Raw genomic sequence first — 23,251 nt, forward strand, 5'->3', positions numbered from 1 at the left:
ATGTGGTGGGGAGTGGCCGCGGCCCTGCTGGCGAACGTCCTGTACAGCACCGGATTCGTCCTGGAGAAACGCGCGCTCGCCGCTCTGCCCGAGGTGGACATCCACCGCCCCGCGCGGCTGCTGCGCCTGGTCCTCGGCAGCCCCCTGTGGATCGGCGGCTCGCTGGCCCTCGCGGCGGGCTTCGGCGCCCAGCTCGCCGTCTACCGCACCCTGCCGATCGCCGCGGCCCAGGGCATCTTCGTCTCCGGCCTGGTCCTTCTTGTGCTGCTCTCCTCCCGGCTGCTCGGCGAGGAGACGACGGGCCGCGAACGGTACGCGCTCGGCGCGATCCTCGTCGCCCTGCTGATGGTCGTACTGTCCCTGCGCGAGGGCACGGACACGGTGAGCCGCAGCGCACCGGCGCCGCTCGTCCTCACGGTCTGTCTGCCGTCGCTGTCGCTGGGCGTGTGGCTGTACGGGGCTGCCGAGCGCCGTTCCAGGCACCGGCACCGTAAGTCGACCACGGGCGTCGAATACGGCGTGGCGGTGGGCCTGTTGTACGGCGTGAGCTCGCTCGCCATCAAGGGCGTGTCGAGCTACCTGACGACAAGTGACCTGGGTGGAGCGGTCGTTGGCCTGCTCCGCTCCCCGTACCCCTATCTCCTTCTCTTCACAGGCGCGTTCGGCCTGGTCATGTCGCAGGCGGCGCTGCAACGCTGCCGGGCCTCGCTGATCGTGCCGGTCTGCACGACGGTGACCTGTCTGTTCACCGCGGTGCTCGGCACACTCGCGTTCGGCGAGGCGCTGCCGCACGAACCGGTGCGGCTCGCACTGCGCCTGGCGGGCACCGTCCTCGCGGTGTCGGTCCTGCTCGCCATGCCCAAGCACGACGACGCCGCACCTCAACCCCCCATCGGTGCCAAGGAGCTGACGCCCCCATGAACCCCGACGACCCGCTGCTGAAGATCCTGGCCTGCCCGCTCGACAAGGGCCCCCTGCATCTGCTCGTCCCGGACGAGGCCCTGACGTCCGAGGACCTGACCTCCGAGGAGGCCCTCTACAACCCGCGCCTGCATCGCCGTTACCCGATCGTCGACGGCATCCCGCAGCTGCTGCCGTCCTCGGGGGAGCAAGTCACGGAGGACGAACACGAGGAGCTCCTCAAACGGATGGCTCCGTGACGGTGGCGGAGTGACTGGGACTGGTGCCGTGCCGAAGGGACCGGGAGGGACCGGAATCGGTGCCGAGTCGCAAGCGCCGGGATGGGTGCCGTGCCGAGGGCGCCTGATGCGCGACCATGGATCCCATGCCGGCCAAACGCCCCGCCACCACCCCCACCCCCTTCACCGCTCTTCACTTCCAGCTGGTCCTGCTGCGCCGCATGGCCGACCACAACCCCGACCTCGTCGAGGATGCCCGACACGAGCTGGGCGTCTCCATCGCCGACATGCGCGAGGCCAACCGCCGCTGGCAGGCCATGCTGCACGCCCCGCGCTCCCGCGCCGCGGCCTCCCGCTACCGCTCGATCCTGGGCACCCCGGAGTCCGTGGCGGAACGCCAGATCGGCGACCTCACCTGCGAGGCCCTGCTCTGGCCCGTCCCCCTCTGGCCCGACCTCCGCTTCGAGGTCCTCGTCGCCCCGAACGGCGTCGCCTGGAACGAGTGGCTGGTACGAGCCCCCGGCGCCCCCGGCCCGGTCCTCAAGACCCTCGACGACCTGACCCCCTGGTCCTGCACGGTCGACGAGGCCGCCCGCGCCTTCGCCCCCGCCCGCCCCCTGGAGGGCACGGCCCCGACGCGCTGGGGTCTGGCTTTCACGGCCCCGGACGCGTCGGGCGTACGACAGGAGTGCGCGGCGGAGTTCACGTGGGGGCTGCTGCAACGGGTCGGCGTCAAAGGGCAGCGGCCTTGACGATCGCCTCCACGACGACGGGCAGCGAGTCCGGGTGCAGCCAGAGGAAAAGATTCGGCTCGACCAGCTCCAGCTCCATCACCCGGGGCTCACCGTCGTCGCCGTCCACTAGGTCGACACGGGCATAGAGCACGGCGTCGGCGCCCCCGGGCACGGCGGCCAACGCACGCTCGGCGACGGCCAGTTCGGCGGCCGTCGGCTCCCAGACCTCCAGCCGGGGATGCGGAACCTTGTCCCCGTCGTACGGCGTCCCCGGCTCCAGCACGGCACCCTTCCGGCTGGCGTGCAGCAGCCGCCCGCCGAAGAACTGCAGCGCCCGCTCACCAGCGGCGTCGATGTTCTTCACATACGGCTGCACCATCGCGGTCAGCCCCTCCGCGTGCATCGCCGCGAGCTGCCGTACGGCCGTCTCCCGCTCCTCGGGCGTATACCGGGCGGCATACCGCGCGCCCGCCCCGGCGGTGGGCTTCACCACGAACTCTTGGTCGTCGGGCAGCTCGGCCGGATCCCCCGGCGCGAGATACCGGGTCGGCACGACCGGCACCCCTGCCGCCGCCAGATCACCGATGTACCGCTTGTCTGTGTTCCACCGCACGACCCCCGCCGGATTCGCGAGCCGCGTGAGCCCCCCGCACCGCTCGGCCCACGCCACGAACTCCACGACCCGCCAGCTGTAGTCCCAGGTCGACCGGATCAGGGCGAGGTCGAAGCCGGCCCAGTCCACCTCCGCATCGTCCCAGCACACGACGACCACCTCGGCCCCGACGCCCTCCAAGGCCGCCGCCAGCACCGGCAGATCCCGGTCCGCGCTGGGCTCCTCGCCCGGGTCGTAGGTGACGAGCGCGATACGTGTGCGGGCGGCGGTGCGGGCCACGGCGGACTCCATCCTCGTACAGCTTCGGCGTACGGCTCCTCGTACGACATCTCGAGGCGATCCCGACGCAGGCTAACAACCACATACGCAACCGGAGCAAGCCATTTCCAGGGCAGCGCGGTTCTGATCGCATCAATCGAACCCCCCATTGCCGCTTGAGCACCGAGCGTATTTCTACTCCAGCAGCTTTCACCCGGTGCACTAGCTTGCCAACGCCGCCTGGAATCACCAGCTGCCGCGCAGCAGAACGACCGGAGGGTCACTCATGCCCCGAGAGGCGCCGTACCTTGCAGTGGCCGACGCGTTGCGCGCGCGGATTCTCGCGGGAGAGTGGGAGATCGGGGGGCGCCTGCCGTCCCGGGCGCAGCTCGCCGAGGAGTACGGGGTCGGGCGAAACGTCACGCAGAGGGCCGTGGACCGCCTGATCGTCAAGGGCCTCCTCGAAGGACGCGCGGGCTCGGGCACCTACGTCCGTACGCCGCGTGAGCGTCTGCGGATGGTTCGCTCGCGGCATCGCGAACGTCGAGGAGGCTCCCCTTCCATCGCCGGCATGAAGGAGAGGGGAAGGGCCGGCGCCTGGGATTCACACAGCCAGGCGCGCGTCCCCGCTCCTGAGGCAATCGCCGAGCGGCTCGACATCAGCCCCGGAGACCTCTGCGTCAACACGCGCTACGAGTTCCTTGCCGACGGGCAACCCGTCCAGCTCTCCGATTCCTGGGAGCCGATGGCTATCACGGACGGAACGCCGATCGTGCTGCCCGAGATGGGCCCCCTCGCGGGAAAGGGGGTGGTCGAGCGCATGCGCTCCATCGGCGTGGTCGTCGAGACCGTGGTCGAGCTGCCGCGCCCGGCTCGTGCCACCCAGACGCAGGCGAATCTACTGGGAATCAGCGTCGGGGATCTGGTGCTCCAGATCGAGCGGACGATCTACGACACCGACAGACGTCCGGTGGAAACCGCCGACATCGTCATTCCGGACGTACGCAGGGAAGTGGCCTACGAGTTCGTGGTCGACCAGCCGTAGCCCGTCTAAGCCAGTTGAAGCTAACTGAAGCCAGTTGAGCGACATTTCAAAGCCGACAGTAGGTAATTCGAATGTCAACACCCTCCCGGCTCGGACTCCTACGCGATCCGGACTTCGGGCGCCTGTTCGCCGCCACCGCGCTCGGCCAGCTGGGCGATCGCATCATCTTTCTGGCGTTGCCGCTGGTTGCCATCATGGCGTTGAATGCTGACGAGCTGCAGGTGGGATTACTGACCGCGATGACCACGGCAGGCTCACTCCTGGTCGGACTACCGGCTGGCGCGTGGGTGGACCGCATGCGGAAGCGATCAGTGATGGTCAGCACCGATCTCGCGAGGGCGGCCGTCCTCTTGACCATACCGGTGGCGTGGTGGTCGGACCTTCTGACCATCGGGTGGCTCTACGGGGTCGCGTTGGCTCATGGAGTCCTGACCGTCTTCTTCGACGTCGCGTACGTCAGCTATCTGCCGCATCTGGTAGGACGCGGCAATCTCGTTGAAGGAAACGCAAAGCTCTCGGCGATACGCTCGGTGACCAGTATCAGTGGACCAGGGCTGGCAGGGCCGCTGGTCGGCTGGCTCGGAGCCCCCGCAACACTTTTGGTGAGTTCGGCCGGGATGGCGATGTCAGGGCTGCTAGCGACCCGTATCCGTAAACGCGAGCACAAGCGGGAGCCGAGTGAGCACCCTCAGCTGCTTCGAGATATCAAAGAGGGGTTGAAGTTTGTTCTCAAGTATCCCGTCCTGCGTGCCATCATCCTGGGGGATGCGATATTCAACCTCTTCCTGGTCATGTATCAAACCATGCTGCTGGTCTTCTTGGAACGGGAGATAAAACTCGATTCCTTCGGTATCGGCCTCATTCTGTCGGGAATGGGCTGTGGCGCCCTGCTGGGAGCGCTGTCGGCAACCAAGGTCTCGCGGCGGGTGGGGCAGGGTGCGGTCATCTGGCTGGCACCACTTGCCACCTGTCCGCTGACCGTCCTGATGCCGTTGGCACATCCGGGTTGGAGCATGTACGGGGCCGCGCTCGGACTCGCGTCCCTTTCCCTGGGCGGCGTCATCCGCTTTGTGGCTCAGTCAAGCGTCCAGCAGACGCTCACACCAGATCGGCTCCTGGGCCGGATGAGCGCGACCGCCCGGTTCGTTTCCTGGGGCGGCATTCCGCTCGGCGGGCTTTTGGGGGGAGTCTCGGGCTCCGCGTTCGGAGCGAAGGCCACCTTGTGGATCGGTGCCGCCGGTATGACGTCGAGCGTCCTCCCGTACTTCCTGTCACCGCTTCGAAGCATGCGTGAATTGCGCGAATTACCCGAATTGCCCTTGGAAGAAGATCCCGAACTCGTGCGCTGAGGCTTACAACGGCCGGCGCTTACAACGGCCGGCGCGCGGACTGCAACTGGTTCAGTTCCTCGCCGATCGCCTCCCGCAGCACATCGTGCCGCGGACCGAGCGCGAACCGCTCGTCGCTCCACTTCTCGCGCGGATACAGCCACACCGGCCTGCCCACGAGTTCCGCCGGCTCCCACTCGAACCGCGGCCACACGTGTGCGTGCAGAAATCCATCGGTATTTCCGAGAATCTCCAGGTTCACCCGACGGAAGGCCGGATCCAGCCTCCTGCACGCGCGCTCGACCGCTTCCCCCAGCTGATCCATGTCGGACAAGAAGGCCAACCGCCTCGCCCTCGGCAGGTCCGACAGCCGCTGCACCGTCACGTCATCCGCCAAGAGCACTGAATAGCCGGGCAGGAACTGGACGTCCCCGATCACCGCGAAACCCGCTTCGAGGCGCCTGAGCACGGCGGGATTCTCCCCTTTCAGCGCGCTTCCGATCCGGTCCGTCCGCCAGCCATCGCTCATACCGGGGACCCTACCCACCCGTGATCAGGCCCCGCCGCCAGGAAAGTGCGTTGCGGGCAGCGCCCCCTCCCCCAGACAGTGGACCCATGACATCGCCCGCCACCGCCCCGCCGCCCGGCCTCACCGTCCGTCCGGCCACGCTCGACGACGCGGCGGCGATATGCGCGCTGCTCAACGAGGTCGATCTGCTGGAGATCGGTCGTGCCGACACCGAACTCGCCGAGGTCCAAGCGGATTTGAAGCATCCCGAGGTGGAGCTGGAGCGGGACTCCTGGCTTCTCTTCGACGGTGACCGGCTCATCGGATACGGCTTGGCGTGGGACGACTCCGGCGGTGAGCGGATCGACATCGACCACTACACGCTGCCCGACCAACAGCAGGGCGCCCTCTACGTGTTCGGCCTGATGGAGGCCCGGGCCGCGGAGCGGGCGGCGGCCAACGGGGCGGCGCGGGCGGTGGTGCACCTGCACCTCAACATCGCCCCCACCATCGATCTGGACGCACTGCGCGAACGCGGCTGGCGCGCGGTCCGCCGCTACAACGTGATGGCCCGTCCTCTGGACGGCACCACCGACCGGTTGCCGACGCCACCGCCCGGTGTGACGCTGCGCCCCTGCCTGGACGAGCCGGACCGCCGGCGCGCCCACGCACTGCTCCAGGAATGCTTCACCGAGCACTTCGACTTCCAGCCGCGTACGTACGAACAGTGGCTGGACGACATCGACGCCGAGCGCGTCGACTGGTCACTGATCTGGGTCGCGCACGTCGACGGTCTGGGCGACGCGGCCGTAGTGCGCAGCCACAACGACCGCGCCTCGATGGCCTGGATCGGCAACCTCGGCGTTCTGCGCCAGGCTCGCGGCAAGGGCCTCGGCAGCCACCTGCTGCGCCACGCCTTCGGCCACTACGCGGCGCTCGGCCGCGACCGGATCGGCCTCGGCGTCGACACCGACAACAGCAGCGGCGCGCTCGCCCTGTACGAACGGCACGGCATGAGCCTCGACTACGGGGTGGACACCTGGGAGCTGATCCGGCCCGTGGGATGACCTGACCACCGGCTGCCGGCAACGATCGTTCTTGAAGTGGGAACGATCGTTCGGAAAAGCGTGACGCGCGCCGACTCGGCCACGTAGTGTCGGCCAACGTGACAATTTGACGAGTCAACTGCCGGGAGCCCCTTGGTGAATGAGTCCCCGCCGCCTCTTCCCGAGACCCTCGCACGCCTCGACGCGCAGATCGCCGAGAAGAGCCTGGACCGGGGCGAGGTCCTCGACACGCGTGCCCTGTCCGGCCGTACGGCGCTGCCCGAGGGGGACGTCCGGGCCCTGCTCGACGGCGAGGCTCCGCGCGACGACAAGGTGGACGACCGGATCCGGGGGCGCGTGCGCGCGCTGTACGAGGCGTATCTCGCGGAGAGCGGGCGCAGGCCCGCCGATGTGTGCCGGGAGGTCGCCGCCCGTCTCGGGATCAGCGACAAGTGGGCCCGTTCCCTGCTCAACGGCGACAAGATGCCGAACGTGCCCGACCTCACCCGGCTCGCGGAGTTCTTCCACATCGACCAGGGCACGAAGTTCTTCACCGATCCGGCCGCCGTCGCCCTGAACGGGGCGCTTCAGCGCACTCTTCGGGACCTCGAAGGCACCGCGGAGGACGGCCCGCTGCTCAAGTTCACGACCAGGCACGGAGTCATCACGCTCGCCCTGCGCGGCAGGCGGCTGACGCCCCGCAAGCAGGAGGCGCTGGCGCTCATGCTCGAATCCCTGCTGAGCGGCGAGGAGGCGGAGCGATGAGGTTCGCCGGCCGGGTACGGGCCCTCGCGGCGGCGCTGCGTCCGCACAGAGCCGACTCCGAGATGCGCGCCCTCGCGGTGGAACTCAGCCGCGTGCTGCGGAAGAGGATCGACACCCCGGTCGACGTACGGGAGTTGGCGGGCGCCCTGTGCGAGGAGATGAGCAGGCGCCGTGACGGCCGTCCCGTTCAGCTCCGCTTCGAGCGCTTCCCCGACGAGATCGAGGTCACCGGCCTGTGGATGGAGTTCCACGACTTCGACCTCGTCATCATCGAGGAGCGCGCGGAGACGGTGCAGCAACTCGTCATCCTCGGCCATGAGTTGTGGCACATGCGGGAAGGGCACCGCGACCATCACGTCGACGGTGCGGCGGCCGCCGCGCGGGCCCTCTCGGACAACCCCGAGTGGCGCACTCCCGGCTGGCGCAGTCCCGGCGGGCGCAGTCCCGACTGGCAGGAGATCGCCCTCACCGTCGCCGCCCGCAACGGCTCCCACGAGGCCGACGAGGCCGAGGCCGAGGACTTCGGCCTGCACCTGGCGAGCGTCTTCCGCTCATGGGTGACCGGGCCGCGTACGCGAGGGCCCGTCGACCCGGTGGGCCGGGCCATCCAGGCGTCCCTGGGCTATCGCGGACCCGAGGACTGACCGGCGATGAATCCTTCCCGCTTCTTCGACGGTCTGTACATCTCCTTCTGGATACCGGCGGCGGTCCTGACGGCCGCCCTGGCGATCAAAGTGCCCAGCATCATCAAGCTCTGGAAGGACCCGCTGCTCAGAGCGGTCGGCGGCCTGCTCGTCCTCGCCTGCGGCGTCTTCGTCTTCGCGGCGCCGGCGACCATCGCCTGGACGAACCGCGTCACCGGCGTACCGAACTTCTCGGCACCCCTGGTCTACAGCCTGATCACCGCGTTCTGCGGTTCCTGTCTGCTGCTGATCACCGCCTGGCGCAACGGCATCTCCGACCGCTCGGACACGACGCGCCGCGCCACGCGGTGGGTGGTGAGCGTCTACTCGGGCGTGATCGTCGCGCTGTGGGTGCTGTTCGCGCTCGCCGACGCCCCCGTCGAACGGGTGCATGACCTCGACACGTACTACGCCACCACCGCCTTCATGCGCGAGGAGATCCTGCTCTACCTGCTCGCGCACACGGTGGCCTGCCTCATCACCTACCGGCTGATCTGGAACTGGATCCGCACTGACGGACTCGACGTATGGCTGCGCAGCGGCCTGAAGTGCCTGGGCATCGGCTACGCGATGAACCTGATCTACGACGGCTCGAAGCTCACGGCCGTCGTCGCCCGGTGGACCGGCCACGACCTGGACTGGCTGAGCACCGCCCTGTCGCCGCCCGTCGCCGCCGTCTCCGCCATCCTGATCGCGGTCGGGTTCATCCTTCCGCACGCCGGCCAGTACCTGCACCGCCGTGCGCACACACGGCTCAGCCACTGGCGGCTGCGGCCCCTGTACCTGCTGACCCGCACCGTCACCGGCGGCCGCGTGCCCTTCAAGCTCCGGGCCACCCCCGAACTGCGCCTGACGCGCCGCGAGACGTTCATCCGGGACGCGCTGCTCCACCTCTCCCGGTACATCGACGAGGACCTGGACCAACGGGCGTACGACGCCGCGGTGGGCCTCGGTCGCGAGGCGGGCCGGGCGCGCCCGCTCGCCCATGCCGTGACGATCCAGGAGGCCATCGACACCAAACGACGAACCCGGGAGGACGACGCCACCGCCCCCTTGCGCAGCCCGGACATCGAAGACCTGCTGGAGGGGATCGAGGCCGTGTCCCGTGCCCTCCGCCACACCGACGACATCAGGGCGGTACGCGAGCGCGCGGCCGCCGCAGCAGAGAGCGTGCCCGCCCCATGACTGCCAGCCCCCACAGCGATCACCCCACCGCTGATCGCCCTTCCGGCGCCCGGCCCCTGAGATCCGCCGTCGTCCTCGGCGGCAGCCTCGCCGGCCTGCTCGCGGCCCGCGCCCTGGTCGAGTTCGCGGACGTCGTCACCGTCGTCGAGCGCGATGTCCTGCCCGACGGGCCGGAGCGGCGCAAGAACCTGCCCCAGGCCCAGCACGTCCATACGCTGTGGTCGGGTGGTGCGAAGGCGATGGAGGAACTCGTCCCGGGTGTCACCGGGCTGCTGGCGGAAGCCGGGGCGCACCGGGTGCCGTTGACGAAGGACATGGTCGCGCTGTCGTCCCAGGGCTGGTTCCGCCGCTGGGACGAGTCCCACCACATGATCCTGTGCAGCCGTGACCTCCTCGACGCGACGGTCCGCGCGCAGATCCTCGGCGACGACCGGATCAAGCTCGTCGAGCGGGCCGAGGCGCTCGGCCTCGAAGGCACCGCCGACGCCGTCACAGGGGTCCGCGTCCGCGGCCACGCCGACACCGACGCCGACGCCGACACCGACACCGACACCGAGTACACGCTTCCCGCCGATCTGGTCGTCGACGCCACCGGACGTGCCTCCCGCGCATCGGAGTGGCTCACCGCCCTCGGCCTGCCCGAACCGGAGGTCCGGCACGTCAACTCCGGCCTCGCGTACGCCAGTCGGGTCTTCCGCGCCCCCGAGAACGCGCGGCACGGCTTCCCCATCCTCAACGTGCAGGCGGCCCCGCGCGACGGCCGCCCCGGCCGGTCGGGCGTCATGGTGCCCATCGAGGACGGCCGCTGGATGGTCACCCTGTCGGGCACCCGGGGCGGTGAACCCACCTCCGACGAGGACGACTTCGAGCGGTTCGCCACCGAGGGGCTGCGCCACCCCGTCATCGGCGAGTTCATCGCGGGCGCCGAGCCGCTGACCGGCGTGGCGTTCACCCGTACCACCGCGAACCGCCGCTACTACTACGAACGTTCACGTCAGTGGCCCGACGGTTTCCTCGTCATCGGCGACGCGCTGGCCGCGTACAACCCGATCTACGGTCACGGCATGTCGGTCGCGGCCCAGAGCGCCGTCGCCCTGCGCGACGTGATCCGCCGCCAGGGCTGGGGCACTCCCCGGCTGGCCCGTGCCCTCCAGAAGGCGGTGGCCCGGCCGGTCAACGCGGCCTGGGACCTCGCCACGGGCCAGGACGTCTTCTTCCCGGGCGCGACCGAGACCGGCCCCACGCTCCGGGACCGGATCCTGGCCGCGTACGTCGACCGGCTCCTGTACACCGCCACCGGCAACGGCCGTATCGCGCGCCGCTTCACCGACGTGTCCTCTCTGGAGCGCGGCGCGCACGTACTCCTCGCCCCCAGCGTCCTCCTCGCCGCCGTGATCGGCCCACTCAAGCCCCAGCTCACCGGGCCGCCGCTCACGGACGACGAGTGGAAGGCGGCGGGCGACCGCTCCAGCTGAACCGTCAGCCGGTGGCGGCGTCGGTCTCCACGACGTCCGCCACCACACAACTCACGTTGTCCGGACCGCCGGAGTCGTTCGCCGCGCCGACCAGAGCCCGAACTGCCTCGTCGGGCACGGGAGTCGACCCGAGTATCCGTGCGATCTCCTCGTCCGGTACGACGATGGGGAGACCGTCCGAGCAGAGCAGATAACGGTCGCCGGGCCGGACGTCGTGCAACCGCATGTCGGGCACGTCGGCGGCTGCGTCACGCGCCCCCAACGCCTTGAGAAGCAGGGAGCGTTGGGGATGCGTGGTGGCCTCCTCCGGCGTGAGCCGGCCCTCGTCGATCATCGACTGGACGACGGTGTGGTCGTGCGTGATCCGGAACAGCTCCCCGTCGCGGAGCAGATACGCGCGCGAGTCCCCGATGTGGACGAGCGCGAGCTGGGAGCCGGTCCACACCATCGCGGTGAGGGTGGTGCCGGCCTCGGACGGGACGCCCTGGACGGCCTGAACGGCCCGGGTGGCGCCCTGGATGGCGTCCTCCAGCACATTGAGCACACTCCCGCCGGGCAGCGGCTCGTCGTCCAGGAACTTGAGGGCCTCGACCGCCGCCGTGCTGGCGGGCGCCCCGCCCGGCCCGAAGCCGTCGGCCACGGCGAGGACGCGGGTGCCCGCGTAGGCCGTGTCCTGATTGGCGCCGCGGACCAGACCGGTGTCGGAGAGAGCGGAGTAACGGAGCTCCAGCATGCTGGTGTCCTTCCCTTGGGACGGTGAGAGATGGTCCACGAGGAACGCCGCCAGATCCCGGCGCGCGGCCGTCTCGGCCTCGACCTGGGCCCAGTACGCACGGATCTCCCGCGCGGCCGCCCGCGGCTCCATGGCGCACACCCGCCGAATACGGGCGAGCGGCATCCCGAGCCGCCGCAGCCACGCCACCAGCCGCGCCCGCTCCAACTGCCCGACGGCGTAGTACCGGTACCCGGTCTCCGGGTCGACCCGGGCAGGCCGCAGCAACTCCAGCTCGTCGTACAGCCGCAGCGCCTTCGGCGACAGCCGACACGCCTTCGCGAAGGCCCCGATCGTCAGCATGTCCATGCGCCCACCCCGTGGTCCGTGTCTCTTGGTCCGGTCGTTCCTCGTTCCGCCACCGATGCTGGGGCTTGCCCAATGGTGAAGGTCAAGGCGATGGTTCACCCGGAAGGCGAACCCTCCAGGAACCCCTACTGGAATCCCTCCATAACCGCGCACAGAGCGTCCACGGCCGCCGGGTAAGCCCGTTCCGAAGAAGCCGCGAACCCGATCAGCAGGCCCTCGGGTCGGTCGGCGGGATCGTGGTGGAGTTCGCTGAGCCCGCGCAGCACCAGCCCCCGGTCGGCGCAGGCGGTCAGCAGGCCGGCCTCGGTGGGCCCGTTCGGCGGCAGGGTGACCAGGGTGTGCAGGCCCGCCGGGACGCCGTGGGCCGTGAGGGCGGGGAAGGCGGACAGCCGGGAGATCAGGAGCTCACGGCGTCTGCGGTAGCGCAGGCGGGCGGCGCGGATGTGGCGGTCGTAGGCGTGCGTGGCGATGAAGTCGGCCAGGACCAGCTGGCCCAGCGTCTCGGTGTACAGGTCGTCCTCCTCCTTGGCCCGGACGACCGGGGCCACCAGGTCCGGCGGCAGCACGGTCCAGGCCAGCCGGAGGGCCGGGCCGAGCGTCTTGGACGCCGTACCGCAGTAGGCGACGTGGTCGGGGGCCAGGCTCTGGAGCGCGCCGACCGGGCGGCGGTCGTAGCGGAACTCGCCGTCGTAGTCGTCCTCGACGATCAGCCCGCCGGTGGCACGCGCCCAGGCGCAGACGGCCCGGCGGCGGGCGGGATGCAGCGGCACGCCGGTCGGGTAGTGGTGCGAGGGGGTGAGGAAGACCGCGTCGGTGCGTGCGGCGAGGGCGCCGGTGTCCGCGCCGTGCGCGTCGACGGGCAGCGCGTACGGGGTGAGGCCCGCGCGGCGCACGGTACCCCGGTAGAAGTCGTGGCCGGGGTCCTCTACGGCGGCGGCCGCGCGGCCCTCGGCCGTCAGGACCCGGCAGAGCAGCTGGACCGTCTGGTAGTAGCCGGAGGTGATCACGATCCGGTCGGGGGTGGTGCGGACACCGCGGGTGCGGCCCAGGTATTCGGCGAGCGCGGTGCGCAGTTCGATACGGCCCTGGGGGTCGCCGGGGCCGTACACCTCGGGTCGCGCCCGGTCCAGGACGCGGCGAGTGGCGGCGAGCCAGCCGCGGGCGGGGAACGCGCTGCCGTCGGGGCGGCCGGGGCGCAGGTCGTGGAGCGGGGGTGGCGGTGCGGAAGCGGCCGCCGGCGGGATTGAGGGCCGTGGCCCGTTCTCGATGTCGGCGACCCTGGTCGCGGCCCCGGGCCGGGTGGTCACGTATCCCTGCTCGGCGAGCTGGTCATAGGCGGCGCTGACGGTTCCGCGCGACAGACCCAGTTCCTGCGCGAGCCCCCGCGTCGAGGGCAACGGCGTTCCCGCCTTGAGCCGTCCGACGCGGATCGCCTCGCGCAGCGCCGCCTCCAAGCGGGCACGGCGACCGCCCTCCGCCGCGAGGTCGAGGTGCAGGTCGAGCCGCGAACTGGACCAGTTTTCGGGCATGGAACTGGATCTTAATCGTGGTCCGGAAGGCCTCTACGGTCGGTCGTGACAGAGCAGCGAACAGCTGACAGCCGACAACTGACAACCGCCAACCAGATCCTGAAAGGACCCCACCGTGATCGTCATCGCCCACGTCAGCGACCTCCACATCGACAACAGCCCCCGCAGCATCGACCGCACCCGCGCCGTCATGGCGTACCTGGAAGACCTCCCCTACGACCTGGACGCGCTCCTGGTCACGGGGGACATCGCCGACCACGGTCTGCCGTCCGAGTACGCGGAGACGCGCGCCCTCCTCGCCTCCCGGCACCCGGTGGTGGTCTGCCCCGGCAACCACGACGAACGCGCCGCGTTTCGCGAGCACTTGCTCGGCGACGCGGCCGCCACCCCGGGGCCGGTCAACCAGGTCCATCACGCCCCCGGCTTCACCCTCGCCGTGTGCGACTCGTCGGTGCCGGGGAAGGATCACGGGCACCTGGACGACGAGACGCTGACCTGGCTGGAGGGCGTCCTGGCGGAGGCCACGAACCCGGTCCTGGTCGCCTTCCACCATCCGCCCGCCACCCTCAACACCCCCTACGTGGACGGCATCCGGCTGTTCGACGAGCAGCCCCTCGCCGCTCTGGCCGCCCGCCACCCCCACCTCACTGCCTTCCTCACCGGGCACGCCCACACCCCGGCGGCCACCACCTTCGCCGGCCGTCCTCTCCTCGTGGCCCCCGGTGTCGTCTCCACCCTCCGCCTCCCGTGGGAGCGGCGCGCCCACCCGGACGACCACGTCCACCTGGACCTGCCGCCGGCGCTGGCGTTCCACGTCCTGGACGCGGAAGGGCGGCTGACCACCCACTTCAGGAGCGTCATCGTGTAGGAACGGTTCTGGCTGTCACACGCAGAACGTCCCTACTGGCAAGGAGTACACGTGCCCTCCCTCTTTCCGGCCCTGGTGGGCGGCTCGGTCGCCGAGCGGTCCGCGCTGTGCTTCGGTGATCGGTCCCTGACGTACGCGGAGCTCGCCGCCTCGGCGGGTGAACTGGCCGGACGGCTCGGCGGTGCCGGGAGGGTCGCCGTGTGGGCGACGCCGACCCTGGAGACGGCCGTCGGTGTCGTGGCCGCGCTGCTCGCCGGAGTGCCGGCCGTGCCGCTCAACCCGAAGTCGGGGGAGAGCGAGCTGGGGCACATCCTCGGCGACAGTGCGCCGTCGGTGGTGCTCGCCGGTCCGGGAGACCAACTGCCGGACGCCGTACGGGAGCTGGAGCGGATCGATGTCCAGGTGTACGGCACCGGAGCGGCGGCGGCCGTACCGCTCGCGGAGGCGGAACCCGCCGCCCCCGCCCTCATCGTCTACACCTCCGGCACCACCGGCCCGCCCAAGGGCGCCGTCATCCCGCGCCGTTCGATCGCCTCGACCCTGGACGCGCTGGCGGACGCCTGGCAGTGGACGGGTGACGACGTGCTCGTGCACGGGCTGCCGCTGTTCCATGTGCACGGGCTGATCCTGGGCATTCTGGGGCCGCTGCGGCGCGGCGGGTCCGTACGGCATCTGGGGCGGTTCAGCGCGGAGGGCGTGGCGCGGGAGCTGAACGCCGGTGCGACGATGCTGTTCGGGGTGCCGACGATGTACCACCGGCTCGCGGAGGCGCTCGCCGAGGACGGGGAGCTGGCCAAGGCGCTGGGCCGGGCGCGGCTCCTCGTGTCGGGTTCGGCCGCGCTGCCCGTGCACGACCACGAGCGGATCACGGCCGCCACCGGGCGCAGGGTCGTCGAGCGGTACGGCATGACCGAGACGCTGATGAACACCAGTGTCCGCGCGGACGGCGAGCCGCGCCCCGGCACCGTCGGCGTCCCGCTGCCCGGCGTGGACCTGCGGCTCGTCGAGGAGGACGGGACGACGATCGCCGCGTACGACACGGATGGCGTCCCCACCGGTGCGTACGACGGGGAGAGTGTCGGCGAGATCCAGGTCCGGGGGCCGAATCTCTTCACCGAGTATCTGAACCGGCCGGACGCCACCGCCGCCGCGTTCACCGAGGACGGCTGGTTCCGCACCGGCGACATGGCGGTCCTCGACCCCGACGGCTCGGTACGTATTGTCGGCCGCAAAGCCACCGACCTGATCAAGAGCGGCGGCTACAAGATCGGCGCCGGGGAGATCGAGAACGCCCTCCTCGAATACCCGGGGGTGCGCGAGGCCGCCGTCACCGGGGAGCCCGACGACGATCTGGGCGAGTGCGTCGTCGCCTGGATCGTGCCCACCGATCCTCAATCGCCGCCCTCCCCAGACGAGTTGGCCGACCATGTGGCCCGCCGCCTGGCCCCGCACAAACGGCCGCGCACCGTGCGCTTCCTGGAGTCCCTGCCCCGCAACGACATGGGCAAGATCCTGAAGCGGGCGCTGAAGAATGACTGACCGGCTTTCGGCCCGCGACGTCATCGCGCTCGTCTCGGCCGAGTTCACCGAGATCGCCTACCCACGCTCGGAGTTCAAGCCCGACGGGCCGCTCTCCTGGCAGGGTTACGACGAATCCCGTGTCCGCGCCGCCGCCCGCACCGGCGAGGAGGAGTCCGTCGTCTGCGGCACCGCGGCCATCGGTGACACCTCCGCCGTACTGATCGCCTTCGAGTTCGGCTTCCTCGGCGGTTCGCTCGGCGAGCGCACCGGCGACCGTCTGGAGGCGGCGTACACGCACGCCCGCGAACACCGTCTTCCGGTCGTCTCGCTCGTCGCGACGGGCGGCAGTCGCATGCAGGAGGGCATGCTCGCGCTCACCCAACTCCAGCGTGTGGCCCGGCAGTCGGCGCTCACGCGCGAGGCGGGGCTGGCGCAGATCGCCGTGCTGCGGGATCCGACGACGGGCGGCGGCTGGGCCACGCTGGGCGCGGGCGCCGACGTGACCCTGGCGCTGCCCGGCGCCCAGGTGGGCTTCGCGGGCTCCCGGGTCCGCCCGCCCGACGCGGATCCGGCCGCGTACACGGCCGAGGCCCAGCTGGCGGCGGGGGCGGTCGACGCCGTCGTACGGCCGGAGGAGCTGCGGGAGGCGCTCGCGCTGTGGCTGGGCCTGCTCACCCGGCCCTCGGCCGAGGCCGCGCCTCCGCCGCCCGCCCTGGGGACGCTCGACCTCCCCACCACGGGCTGGGACGCCGTCCAGCGCGCCCGTTCCGCTCAACGGCCCCATGCCGCCGCCTATTTGGACGCGTACTTCACCCGGCGCGTCACGATCAGCGGCGACCGCTGCGGGGGCACCGACGACGGCATGCTGTGCGGTTTCGGCCTCGCGGAGGACGGGCGGCCCCTCGCGTACGCCGCTCAGTGCGGGACCGCGACCCGTCCCGCGGGATACCGCACCGCCGCCCGGCTGATCCGCCTCGCGGGCCGGCTCGGCATCCCCGTACTGACGTTGGTGGACACGCCGGGCGCCGCGAACGACGCGGACGCGGAGCGGCAGGGTGCGGGTGCGGCGATCGCGGATCTTTTCGGCGCGGTGGCCACCGCCCGCACGCCGGTCACCACCCTGGTGATCGGCGAGGGCGGTTCGGGAGGCGCGCTCGCGCTGGCCGCGCCCGGCAACACCTGGGCCGCGCCGGACAGTTACTTCTCCGTCATCGCGCCGGAGCTCGCGGCCGCGATCCTCAAGCGGCCGGCGGACCAGGTGCGCCCCACCGCCGATCAACTCCACGTCCGTCCACAGGACTTGCTGGGGCTGGGGCTGATCCGGGGCATCACGGAGGACCCCAAGGGATGAGCCGGTCGGGCGGCGCCGTCTCCCCCCTCCCAAGGGGAGACGGCGCCGCCTGCACAGAGGGGCCGGTTACTTCACACCCACCGCCCGGATGATCTCCTGGCTCACGGAACCGCCTCGGTCGTCCGTCGCGGACGCCCGCAGCGAGATGACCTCCGCGCCGCGCGGCACGCTCAGCGTTCCCTTCCAGGACGCCTTGGCGCCCGAGAGCGGGACCGCCTTCCAGGACTTCCCGTCGTCGTACGACACCTCCAGCTTGCCGCCGCCGATGGTCCCGGTGTCCGGCGCGCCCTTCACGTACTCGGCGTAGACGCCGACCGGGATGCGGCTGCCGCCGCGCACATCGCCCGCGAGGTCGGTGTCGATGTCGTAGCCGAGGTTGAGGAGCGGCAGGAAGGTGAAGTGGTCCTCGGGGGTGGCCGCCGACTTGAAGGTCCACTCGGAGTGGCCCTTCGTGGACAGTTTCCAGCTCTCGGGGTCGAGCGTGGTGTCCGTGACGACCTTGTAGGTGTGCTCGTCGGCGGGCGCGGCCCAGACGTACGCGCCGGAGCTCATCCGCCGGTCGACCAGGGAGCCGTCCTGGTAGACCTCGGTGAACTGGGTCATCCCGTTCTCCTCGCTCCACACGTCACCGAAGCCGGTGTGGTCGGGTCCGGAGTCGCCCCAGCCGGGGGTGTTGAACTGCATCTGGTTGCCCGCGCGTTGCTGCCCCCAGCCCAGTCCGGTGCCGAGCCAGGGATGCCAGACCGGCTTGAACCAGTTGCGTGTGGTGTGCCTGCCGCCCTGGTAGGTGATCAGTCCGCTGCGCTCCTCCAGCGCGCTCGCCCCCAGGTCCACGGACTCGTGCCACAACTGCCCGGCACTCGTGGAGACATGGTCGGTCCGCTCGGCCGGGTAGTCGATCCGCTCCTTGAAGCCGATGCCGATGGGGAAGGCGTCGGTGATCGAGTACCGGAACTCGCCGCCCGAAGCGGGCTTCACCGCGTGGAACTTCGTGTCCACCACGGCGAGTTCACGGCCGCTGGGCTCGTAGGTGAGACTCCCCGTCGGGATGGCGCCCTGGTGGCCCTCCGAAAGGTCGTACACGTACGGCGTGTTGCGCGTCCCGGTCATGTCGACGGAGTGAGCCGCCCGCAGCCGTGCCGCGTCCGCCGCGTTGAGCGTGGCGACCTGGAGCGGCCGGTCCTCGTACGCGTCGGTGCCGAACCAGGCGTTGAGCCGCCCGGCCGTGTCGTCGGTGACGAACAGGGCCTTGGCGCCCGCGTCCTGGGCGGCCTGGGCGAGGGCGGTGGGCTCGACGCCGTCGGTGAGGCGCGCGAGGACCGCCTTGCCCTTGACCCCGGTCATGGCACCGCCGGTGAAGGTTCCGGCATCGACCAGCGGCAGCTTGCTGTGCCCCTCGGTCAGTGTGCTGCCGGGCTGCACGACGGCCTCGCCGACGCCCTTGACCTCCAGCAGCGGTTTGCCGAGCCGCCACACGGTCCGGTACTCGAAGCTGCCCTTCGTGACCTTCGCCGTCGGTGCGGCGAAGACGCTGTCGTACTTGATGGGTACCTGCACGGCGCCGAACTGGTCCGAGCCGCCCCCGTTCCGGTCGAACTCCATGAGCAGCTGCCGGGTCTCGGTGCGCCGGTCGACCTTCGCCTTGATCTCCCTCAACTTGCTGCCGTCCAGGGTGACTTCCTGGTCGTGGTCGAGGGTGATCTCGGGGGCCGCGAGGAAGCCGAGGCCGAGCGAGTCCGCGCCGTGGCTGCCGTGCACGTCGAGGAAGGACGTCAGGCTGTACGTTCCCGGCTTCAGCCGGAGCTTCAGGGTGCCGGAGTCGTCGACGTAGGCCGAGGCCGGGTCGGTGTCAGCCACGAGCTGCTGCACCGCGAGGTAGGCCGCGGTCGGATCGCCCGCACGGTCCTTGACGTGGACGGTGAGCGTGTACCGCTCCTCCTCCTTGACCAGCCCGAACACGGTGTGCGCGACGGGCGTGCCGTCCACGGAGGCGACGATCTGGCCGGAGGTGTCGCCCACGGGTGCCTTGGAGCCGTCGCCCGTCACCGTGGTGGACGCCGTCCCGTGCGCGGGCACGGTGAGCGTGGAGTCGGCGAGGGTGGCGACACCGTCGGCGGCGCCTTGCACGGCGAGGCTCAACTCGACGTCGGAGTCGGATGAGTTGGTGTAGGTCAGCGTCTTCGTGACGGGCTTGTTGTCCTCGTACGGCCAGCCGTAGAAGCCGAGGTCGGCGCTGCCGGTGGCGGTGACCGGCGTACCGATGGCGTCCGGGACGCTCACGCGGCCCGAGCCCAGCACGTAGGCGGAGGCGTCGAGTTGCTTCGACGTCGACATCAGCGCGTCCTTGAGCTGGGCGCCGGTCCAGTCGGGGTGCTTCTCCGCGAGCAGCGCGGCCACGCCCGCGACGTGCGGTGTCGCCATCGACGTACCGCTCATGGAGGTGTAGTAGCCGCTGCCGTCCACGAGTTGGGAGCGGGCGGCGAGGATGTCGACGCCGGGGGCGGAGACGTCGGGCTTGAGGGCGTTGTCGCCGTAGCGCGGTCCGGCGCTGGTGAAGTAGGCGGCCTCGTCGGCGGAGTCCACCGCGCCGACGGTCAGCGCGGAGTCGGCGGCGCCGGGCGAGCCGATGGAGGAGGGGGCGCCGGTGTTCCCGGCGGCGATGACGAAGAGGGCGCCGGTCTCCTTGGAGAGGGCATTGACCGCCTCGGCCATCGGGTCGGTGCCGTCGCTGGGCTCGGTCGAGCCGAGGCTCATGGAGATCACCTTGGCGTGCACATCGCGCGCGGCCCACTCCATACCGGCGATGATCTGCGAGTCGCTGCCCGAGCCCTGGTCGCTGAGCACCTTGCCGACGGCGAGGGTGGCGCCGGGCGCGACCCCCTTCTCCGTACCGTCGGAGGCGGCACCGCTCCCGCCGACCGTCGAAGTGACGTGCGTGCCATGGCCGTTGCGGTCGGCGACCTCCTGCCCGTCGATGAAGCTCTTGGTGACCGAGACCCGGTCGGCCAGGTCGGGGTGGCTGGTGTCGACGCCCGTGTCGAGGACGGCGACGGTCACGCCCTTGCCGGTGAGCCCGGCCTCCCAGGCCTTCGGCGTGCCGATCTGCGCGTTGCTCTCGGCCATGTCGGCCTTGACGCGCCCGTCGAGCCAGACCTTGCCGATGCCCTCCTGGCGAGTCATGGACCGCCAGAACGTCCGCCCCTTGTCCGCGTCGACGGCGGCGCCCCGGATACTCGGCAGCGCGCGCGTCTTCTCGGCACCGCGCGGAGTGGCCGTGCCCGCCTTCTTCTCGTACGTCACGATCAGCGGCAGCTCATCCGTCTTCTGGTCGGTGAGCCCCTGCCGTATCAGCTCGCTCACGTCGAACAACCGCCGGTCGAGGGTGCCCGCCCGCAGATATGGCAGCGCCTCGTCCGGTACGACGGTGACGGTGCCGTCGGTCACCTGCGTGCGCACCGCGCCGGTGGCTCCCTTCGGGCGCTCGACGGTGACCGTCTTCTTGCCGCCTCCCAGGTCTGTGACGGTCACCTTGTCGCCGGTGACGAGGGTGACGGTGCGGGCGGCGGAGGCGGCTCGCGTCGGCGCCGGGGTCGATGTACTGGTCTGCGCCGCGTGCGCCTGCCCCGTCGGCAGCACGGCGAGCACGAGTCCGGCCGACAACAGCGCCGCTCCGCGTCTCGCTGGTCCTCTGGTCATTCGTGCCCTCTCTTGGTCGGCGGTGCGCCGGGCGGGGGTGGTGCCCGGGTGCTGCGACGAGTGTCAGGGGGCTTGTGTTGCACGGGTGTTGACGGGACCTGGCGGGAAGGCGCCCTGGCGGCTTCCCGCCAGGACAGGCGGGTACGAGCCGCAGAAACCGGGACAGTCCCAAGCACCGTCCGTAACAATGAGGTTGGCCCAGGGCCACGGACGACGGGGGATGCGCGAGCCATGGATGGACTGCTGGAGTTCAAGACCGACGACGGGGCGGTGGTCGTCGTCGAGGCCGCCGAGGACGAGGGCGGCCCCGGCTCCCGACTGGTCGCCCGGCACGACGGCACGGTCGAGGCGACCCGTACCTTCGAGGGCTCTCTGGAGGGCGTACGGGCCGCCGCGGAGTCCGCGCTCAGGGTGTTCCGCGACGGAAGCCTGCGTCCCGACTCCGTGGAGATCGAGTTCGGGGTCAAACTCACCGCGGAGGCGGGCGCGTTGATCGCCAAGAGCTCGGTCGAGGGCCATCTGGTGGTCAAGCTCTCCTGGTCGCCCGAACGGTCATGACCAGCGCCTCGTGGCACGCCAGGATCAGCTGCGGACGGGAGACCGGCGCGGGGTTCCTCGTCACCGAGCGGCATGTGCTGACCTGCGCGCATGTGGTCGCCCGCAGCGGCATGGACGAGGTGGGCGTCTCCTTCGCGCAGGAGCGCGGGGCGATTCCCGCGAAGGTCGTCGCGCACGGCGGCTGGGACGGGCACGACACCGACCCCGGCGACGTCGCCGTACTCGAACTCGACCGTTCCGTGCCGTCCATCAAGCCCGCGTCGTTCGCGGCACCCTCGGACGCGTACGGGGACCCGCCGCGCAGGCTTCTGGCGTACGGGTTCCCCAAGCGGTTCGAGGAGGGAACCCTCGCCGAATACCGTGCCACCGCCGACCAGTTGATCGCGGACGAGTGGGTCCAGCTGGAGGCGTGGGCGGCGCACGGGCAGCCGCTGGTGCCCGGCTTCAGCGGCGCCGCCGTGACCCTCGCGGACACCGGCCGGGTGGTGGGCATGGTCTCGGCCGCCGCCCGGGACCCCGGGATCCGCAACGGCCGGATGCTGCCCGCGCACGTCATGGCCCGCTACTGGCCACGCCTCGGCGAGCTGATACCGACACCGGAGTACGGGCGCACGGACAAGGAACGGTTGCGGGAGCTGGTGGAGGGGCGCGGCCCGGAGTTCGCGGACCGCCCGGAGTGCAGCCCCGAGCGGCTCTACCGCGATGCCGTGGGCCCGTTCGGGCCGCCGCTGCCTTCGCGGCGGTTCGGGTCGCTGTGGGACGCGGCCTGGTATCTGCTCTCCGAGGTGCCGGACACGGGCGCGGTCGCCCGGTTCGCCGCGCGGCTCGCCGACTTCACCGAGGACGCGCCGACCCGGGGCGCACTGCGGGCCTGGCCGCCCCGGCCGCACGACCGCCGCCCCCAGGAGCCGGTGCACCGGCCCGCGACAGGGGCAAGGACAGGAACGGGGACGGGCATTGGCGCGGGGACGGGGCAGTCCTGGTCGCCGATCCTCGTCGAGATCGCGCCCAGTGGGTCGGGCGACCACCAGTTCCTCGTGGAGGTGTCCGCGTACAACGGCCGGCACCGCCGGGTGGTCGGCTCGCGCGCCCTGCCCGCCGACCGCGTCCGCGGTTACGCCCTGGAGCGCATCGACGAGGCGTACCACGAACTGGAGCCGGGAGCCCGGGAGTTGATCGCCTTCGTACTGCCGCGCCGCTGGCTCAACACCGACGTCGCGCACTGGCAGCGCAGCGCCGACGACCAGAGCCCGCTCGGCTCCTTCGCACCGCTCGTCGTGATGGACCTGGAGCGGCGGCGCAGCGGCGGCCTTCAGCACAAGCTGCTGCAGAAGTGGCAGCGCCTCGACGCGCAGCCCACGGCGCGTCTGCACCGCATCGGCTGCGGGGCCGTCGGACAGGACCCGGTGCGGCTGACCATCGGGCTGCGGCGCGGCGCCGACATGGTGGGCTTCGCCTCCCCGCCGCGCGCGGCCGGCACCCGGCGGCTGTTCCAGGCGAGCCTGAACGCCGCGATGCCGGTGATGCTCTGGCCGCGCACCGGCTGCCGTGGCGACCATCACGACGGCGCGCACGGGGACTGCGCGGGTGCCGCGTTCCTGGACCACCTGGCCGAACATCTGGCGGGCCTGCCGCCGGGCGAACTCCCGTCCCACATCCATGAGTTGCGCGAGACGGCCTACGCCTCGGAGGCCCCGGAACCGCACTGGGCATACGACCTCGCGCTGCTCTGGGAAGACCCCAGATGTCTGCCCGACCCCGTCGGCTATCTGCACTCGCCGGTCGGCTGAGCACCACCGACCGTCACACGACCGGCGGAAGCCCCTTGGCCTTGGGGGCCGGTCGACCGTCCGGCACGCAACGAGGAG

20 protein-coding genes are annotated in these 23,251 nt (G+C 71.0%); 15 read left to right on the top strand and 5 right to left on the bottom strand.

What is annotated here, in order from left to right; genetic code table 11:
- Positions 1-12: 12 nt before the first annotated feature.
- The 3 genes from OG975_RS15215 to OG975_RS15225 all read left to right on the top strand — a co-directional run bounded on the left by OG975_RS15215 (position 13) and on the right by OG975_RS15225 (position 1,891).
- A complete protein-coding gene (locus tag OG975_RS15215) occupies positions 13-921 on the top strand; it encodes a hypothetical protein (protein ID WP_406336278.1) in 909 nt (302 codons plus the stop codon).
- Complete coding sequence (locus OG975_RS15220) at positions 918-1,160, top strand: Trm112 family protein (RefSeq protein ID WP_406329682.1); 243 nt, start codon at positions 918-920, stop codon at positions 1,158-1,160. The genes OG975_RS15215 and OG975_RS15220 overlap by 4 nt, the downstream gene beginning before the upstream one ends.
- A gap of 116 nt (positions 1,161-1,276) precedes the next feature.
- Positions 1,277-1,891 carry a hypothetical protein gene (locus OG975_RS15225; RefSeq protein ID WP_406329683.1) on the top strand — a complete coding sequence of 205 codons (615 nt, stop codon included), beginning with the start codon at positions 1,277-1,279 and terminating at the stop codon, positions 1,889-1,891.
- Here the strand turns inward: OG975_RS15225 and OG975_RS15230 are convergent.
- Positions 1,872-2,777 (bottom strand): RimK family alpha-L-glutamate ligase, encoded by a 906-nt coding sequence (locus OG975_RS15230; RefSeq protein WP_406329684.1) that lies wholly within the window; start codon positions 2,775-2,777, stop codon positions 1,872-1,874. The genes OG975_RS15225 and OG975_RS15230 overlap by 20 nt on opposite strands.
- Before the next feature lie 253 nt (positions 2,778-3,030).
- Between OG975_RS15230 and OG975_RS15235 the strand changes: the two genes are divergently transcribed.
- Together OG975_RS15235 and OG975_RS15240 are read left to right on the top strand one after the other, a co-directional pair.
- The gene (locus tag OG975_RS15235; RefSeq protein WP_406329686.1) at positions 3,031-3,789 is read left to right on the top strand and encodes a GntR family transcriptional regulator; all 759 of its coding nucleotides are present in this window, start codon (positions 3,031-3,033) and stop codon (positions 3,787-3,789) included.
- 71 nt (positions 3,790-3,860) lie between these two features.
- Positions 3,861-5,138 (top strand): MFS transporter, encoded by a 1,278-nt coding sequence (locus OG975_RS15240; RefSeq protein WP_406329687.1) that lies wholly within the window; start codon positions 3,861-3,863, stop codon positions 5,136-5,138.
- Positions 5,139-5,157: 19 nt separating this feature from the next.
- Here the strand turns inward: OG975_RS15240 and OG975_RS15245 are convergent, their stop codons facing one another.
- Entirely contained in the window at positions 5,158-5,646 is a 489-nt protein-coding gene (locus OG975_RS15245; protein ID WP_406329689.1) for an HIT family protein, read from the bottom strand.
- Positions 5,647-5,732: 86 nt separating this feature from the next.
- Here OG975_RS15245 and OG975_RS15250 point away from each other — a divergent pair, with 86 nt between their 5' ends.
- From OG975_RS15250 to OG975_RS15270, 5 genes are all read left to right on the top strand, one after another.
- Positions 5,733-6,692, top strand: coding sequence for a GNAT family N-acetyltransferase (locus tag OG975_RS15250; RefSeq protein ID WP_406329690.1), 960 nt, complete (start codon positions 5,733-5,735; stop codon positions 6,690-6,692).
- Between the two features lie 135 nt (positions 6,693-6,827).
- Positions 6,828-7,436, top strand: a complete 609-nt coding sequence (locus OG975_RS15255) for a transcriptional regulator (protein WP_406329691.1) — start codon at positions 6,828-6,830, stop codon at positions 7,434-7,436.
- Positions 7,433-8,080, top strand: a complete 648-nt coding sequence (locus OG975_RS15260) for a toxin-antitoxin system, toxin component (RefSeq protein WP_406329692.1) — start codon at positions 7,433-7,435, stop codon at positions 8,078-8,080. Before OG975_RS15255 ends, OG975_RS15260 begins: the two co-directional genes overlap by 4 nt.
- A 6-nt stretch (positions 8,081-8,086) precedes the next feature.
- The gene (locus OG975_RS15265; protein ID WP_406329693.1) at positions 8,087-9,304 is read left to right on the top strand and encodes an MAB_1171c family putative transporter; all 1,218 of its coding nucleotides are present in this window, start codon (positions 8,087-8,089) and stop codon (positions 9,302-9,304) included.
- Positions 9,301-10,779 carry an NAD(P)/FAD-dependent oxidoreductase gene (locus OG975_RS15270; RefSeq protein WP_406329695.1) on the top strand — a complete coding sequence of 493 codons (1,479 nt, stop codon included), beginning with the start codon at positions 9,301-9,303 and terminating at the stop codon, positions 10,777-10,779. Before OG975_RS15265 ends, OG975_RS15270 begins: the two co-directional genes overlap by 4 nt.
- 4 nt (positions 10,780-10,783) lie before the next feature.
- On the opposite strand, the gene OG975_RS15275 is transcribed toward OG975_RS15270, so the two are convergent.
- Positions 10,784-11,860 (bottom strand): MerR family transcriptional regulator, encoded by a 1,077-nt coding sequence (locus tag OG975_RS15275; protein WP_406329696.1) that lies wholly within the window; start codon positions 11,858-11,860, stop codon positions 10,784-10,786.
- Between the two features lie 125 nt (positions 11,861-11,985).
- Positions 11,986-13,389 (bottom strand): PLP-dependent aminotransferase family protein, encoded by a 1,404-nt coding sequence (locus OG975_RS15280; protein ID WP_406329698.1) that lies wholly within the window; start codon positions 13,387-13,389, stop codon positions 11,986-11,988.
- Between the two features lie 115 nt (positions 13,390-13,504).
- On the opposite strand from OG975_RS15280, the gene OG975_RS15285 reads away from it, so the two are divergent.
- The 3 genes from OG975_RS15285 to OG975_RS15295 are packed head-to-tail and all read left to right on the top strand — an operon-like array spanning position 13,505 to position 17,129.
- Positions 13,505-14,257 (top strand): metallophosphoesterase, encoded by a 753-nt coding sequence (locus OG975_RS15285; protein ID WP_406329699.1) that lies wholly within the window; start codon positions 13,505-13,507, stop codon positions 14,255-14,257.
- Positions 14,258-14,308: 51 nt separating this feature from the next.
- Positions 14,309-15,796 carry an acyl-CoA synthetase gene (locus tag OG975_RS15290; protein ID WP_406329701.1) on the top strand — a complete coding sequence of 496 codons (1,488 nt, stop codon included), beginning with the start codon at positions 14,309-14,311 and terminating at the stop codon, positions 15,794-15,796.
- On the top strand, positions 15,789-17,129 hold the full coding sequence (locus tag OG975_RS15295) for a carboxyl transferase domain-containing protein (protein ID WP_406329702.1): 1,341 nt from the start codon (positions 15,789-15,791) through the stop codon (positions 17,127-17,129). The genes OG975_RS15290 and OG975_RS15295 overlap by 8 nt, the downstream gene beginning before the upstream one ends.
- Positions 17,130-17,195: 66 nt before the next feature.
- On the opposite strand, the gene OG975_RS15300 is transcribed toward OG975_RS15295, so the two are convergent.
- The gene (locus OG975_RS15300; RefSeq protein WP_406329703.1) at positions 17,196-20,825 is read right to left on the bottom strand and encodes a S8 family serine peptidase; all 3,630 of its coding nucleotides are present in this window, start codon (positions 20,823-20,825) and stop codon (positions 17,196-17,198) included.
- Between the two features lie 231 nt (positions 20,826-21,056).
- Here OG975_RS15300 and OG975_RS15305 point away from each other — a divergent pair, with 231 nt between their 5' ends.
- Entirely contained in the window at positions 21,057-21,383 is a 327-nt protein-coding gene (locus OG975_RS15305) for a CU044_2847 family protein (protein WP_327428479.1), read from the top strand.
- Complete coding sequence (locus OG975_RS15310) at positions 21,380-23,173, top strand: trypsin-like peptidase domain-containing protein (RefSeq protein ID WP_406329704.1); 1,794 nt, start codon at positions 21,380-21,382, stop codon at positions 23,171-23,173. Before OG975_RS15305 ends, OG975_RS15310 begins: the two co-directional genes overlap by 4 nt.
- The last annotated feature ends 78 nt before the right edge of the window (positions 23,174-23,251 follow it).

The organism is Streptomyces sp. NBC_00203, assembly GCF_045206325.1.
In the GTDB taxonomy this organism is placed as follows: Bacteria; Actinomycetota; Actinomycetes; order Streptomycetales; family Streptomycetaceae; genus Streptomyces; species Streptomyces lutosisoli.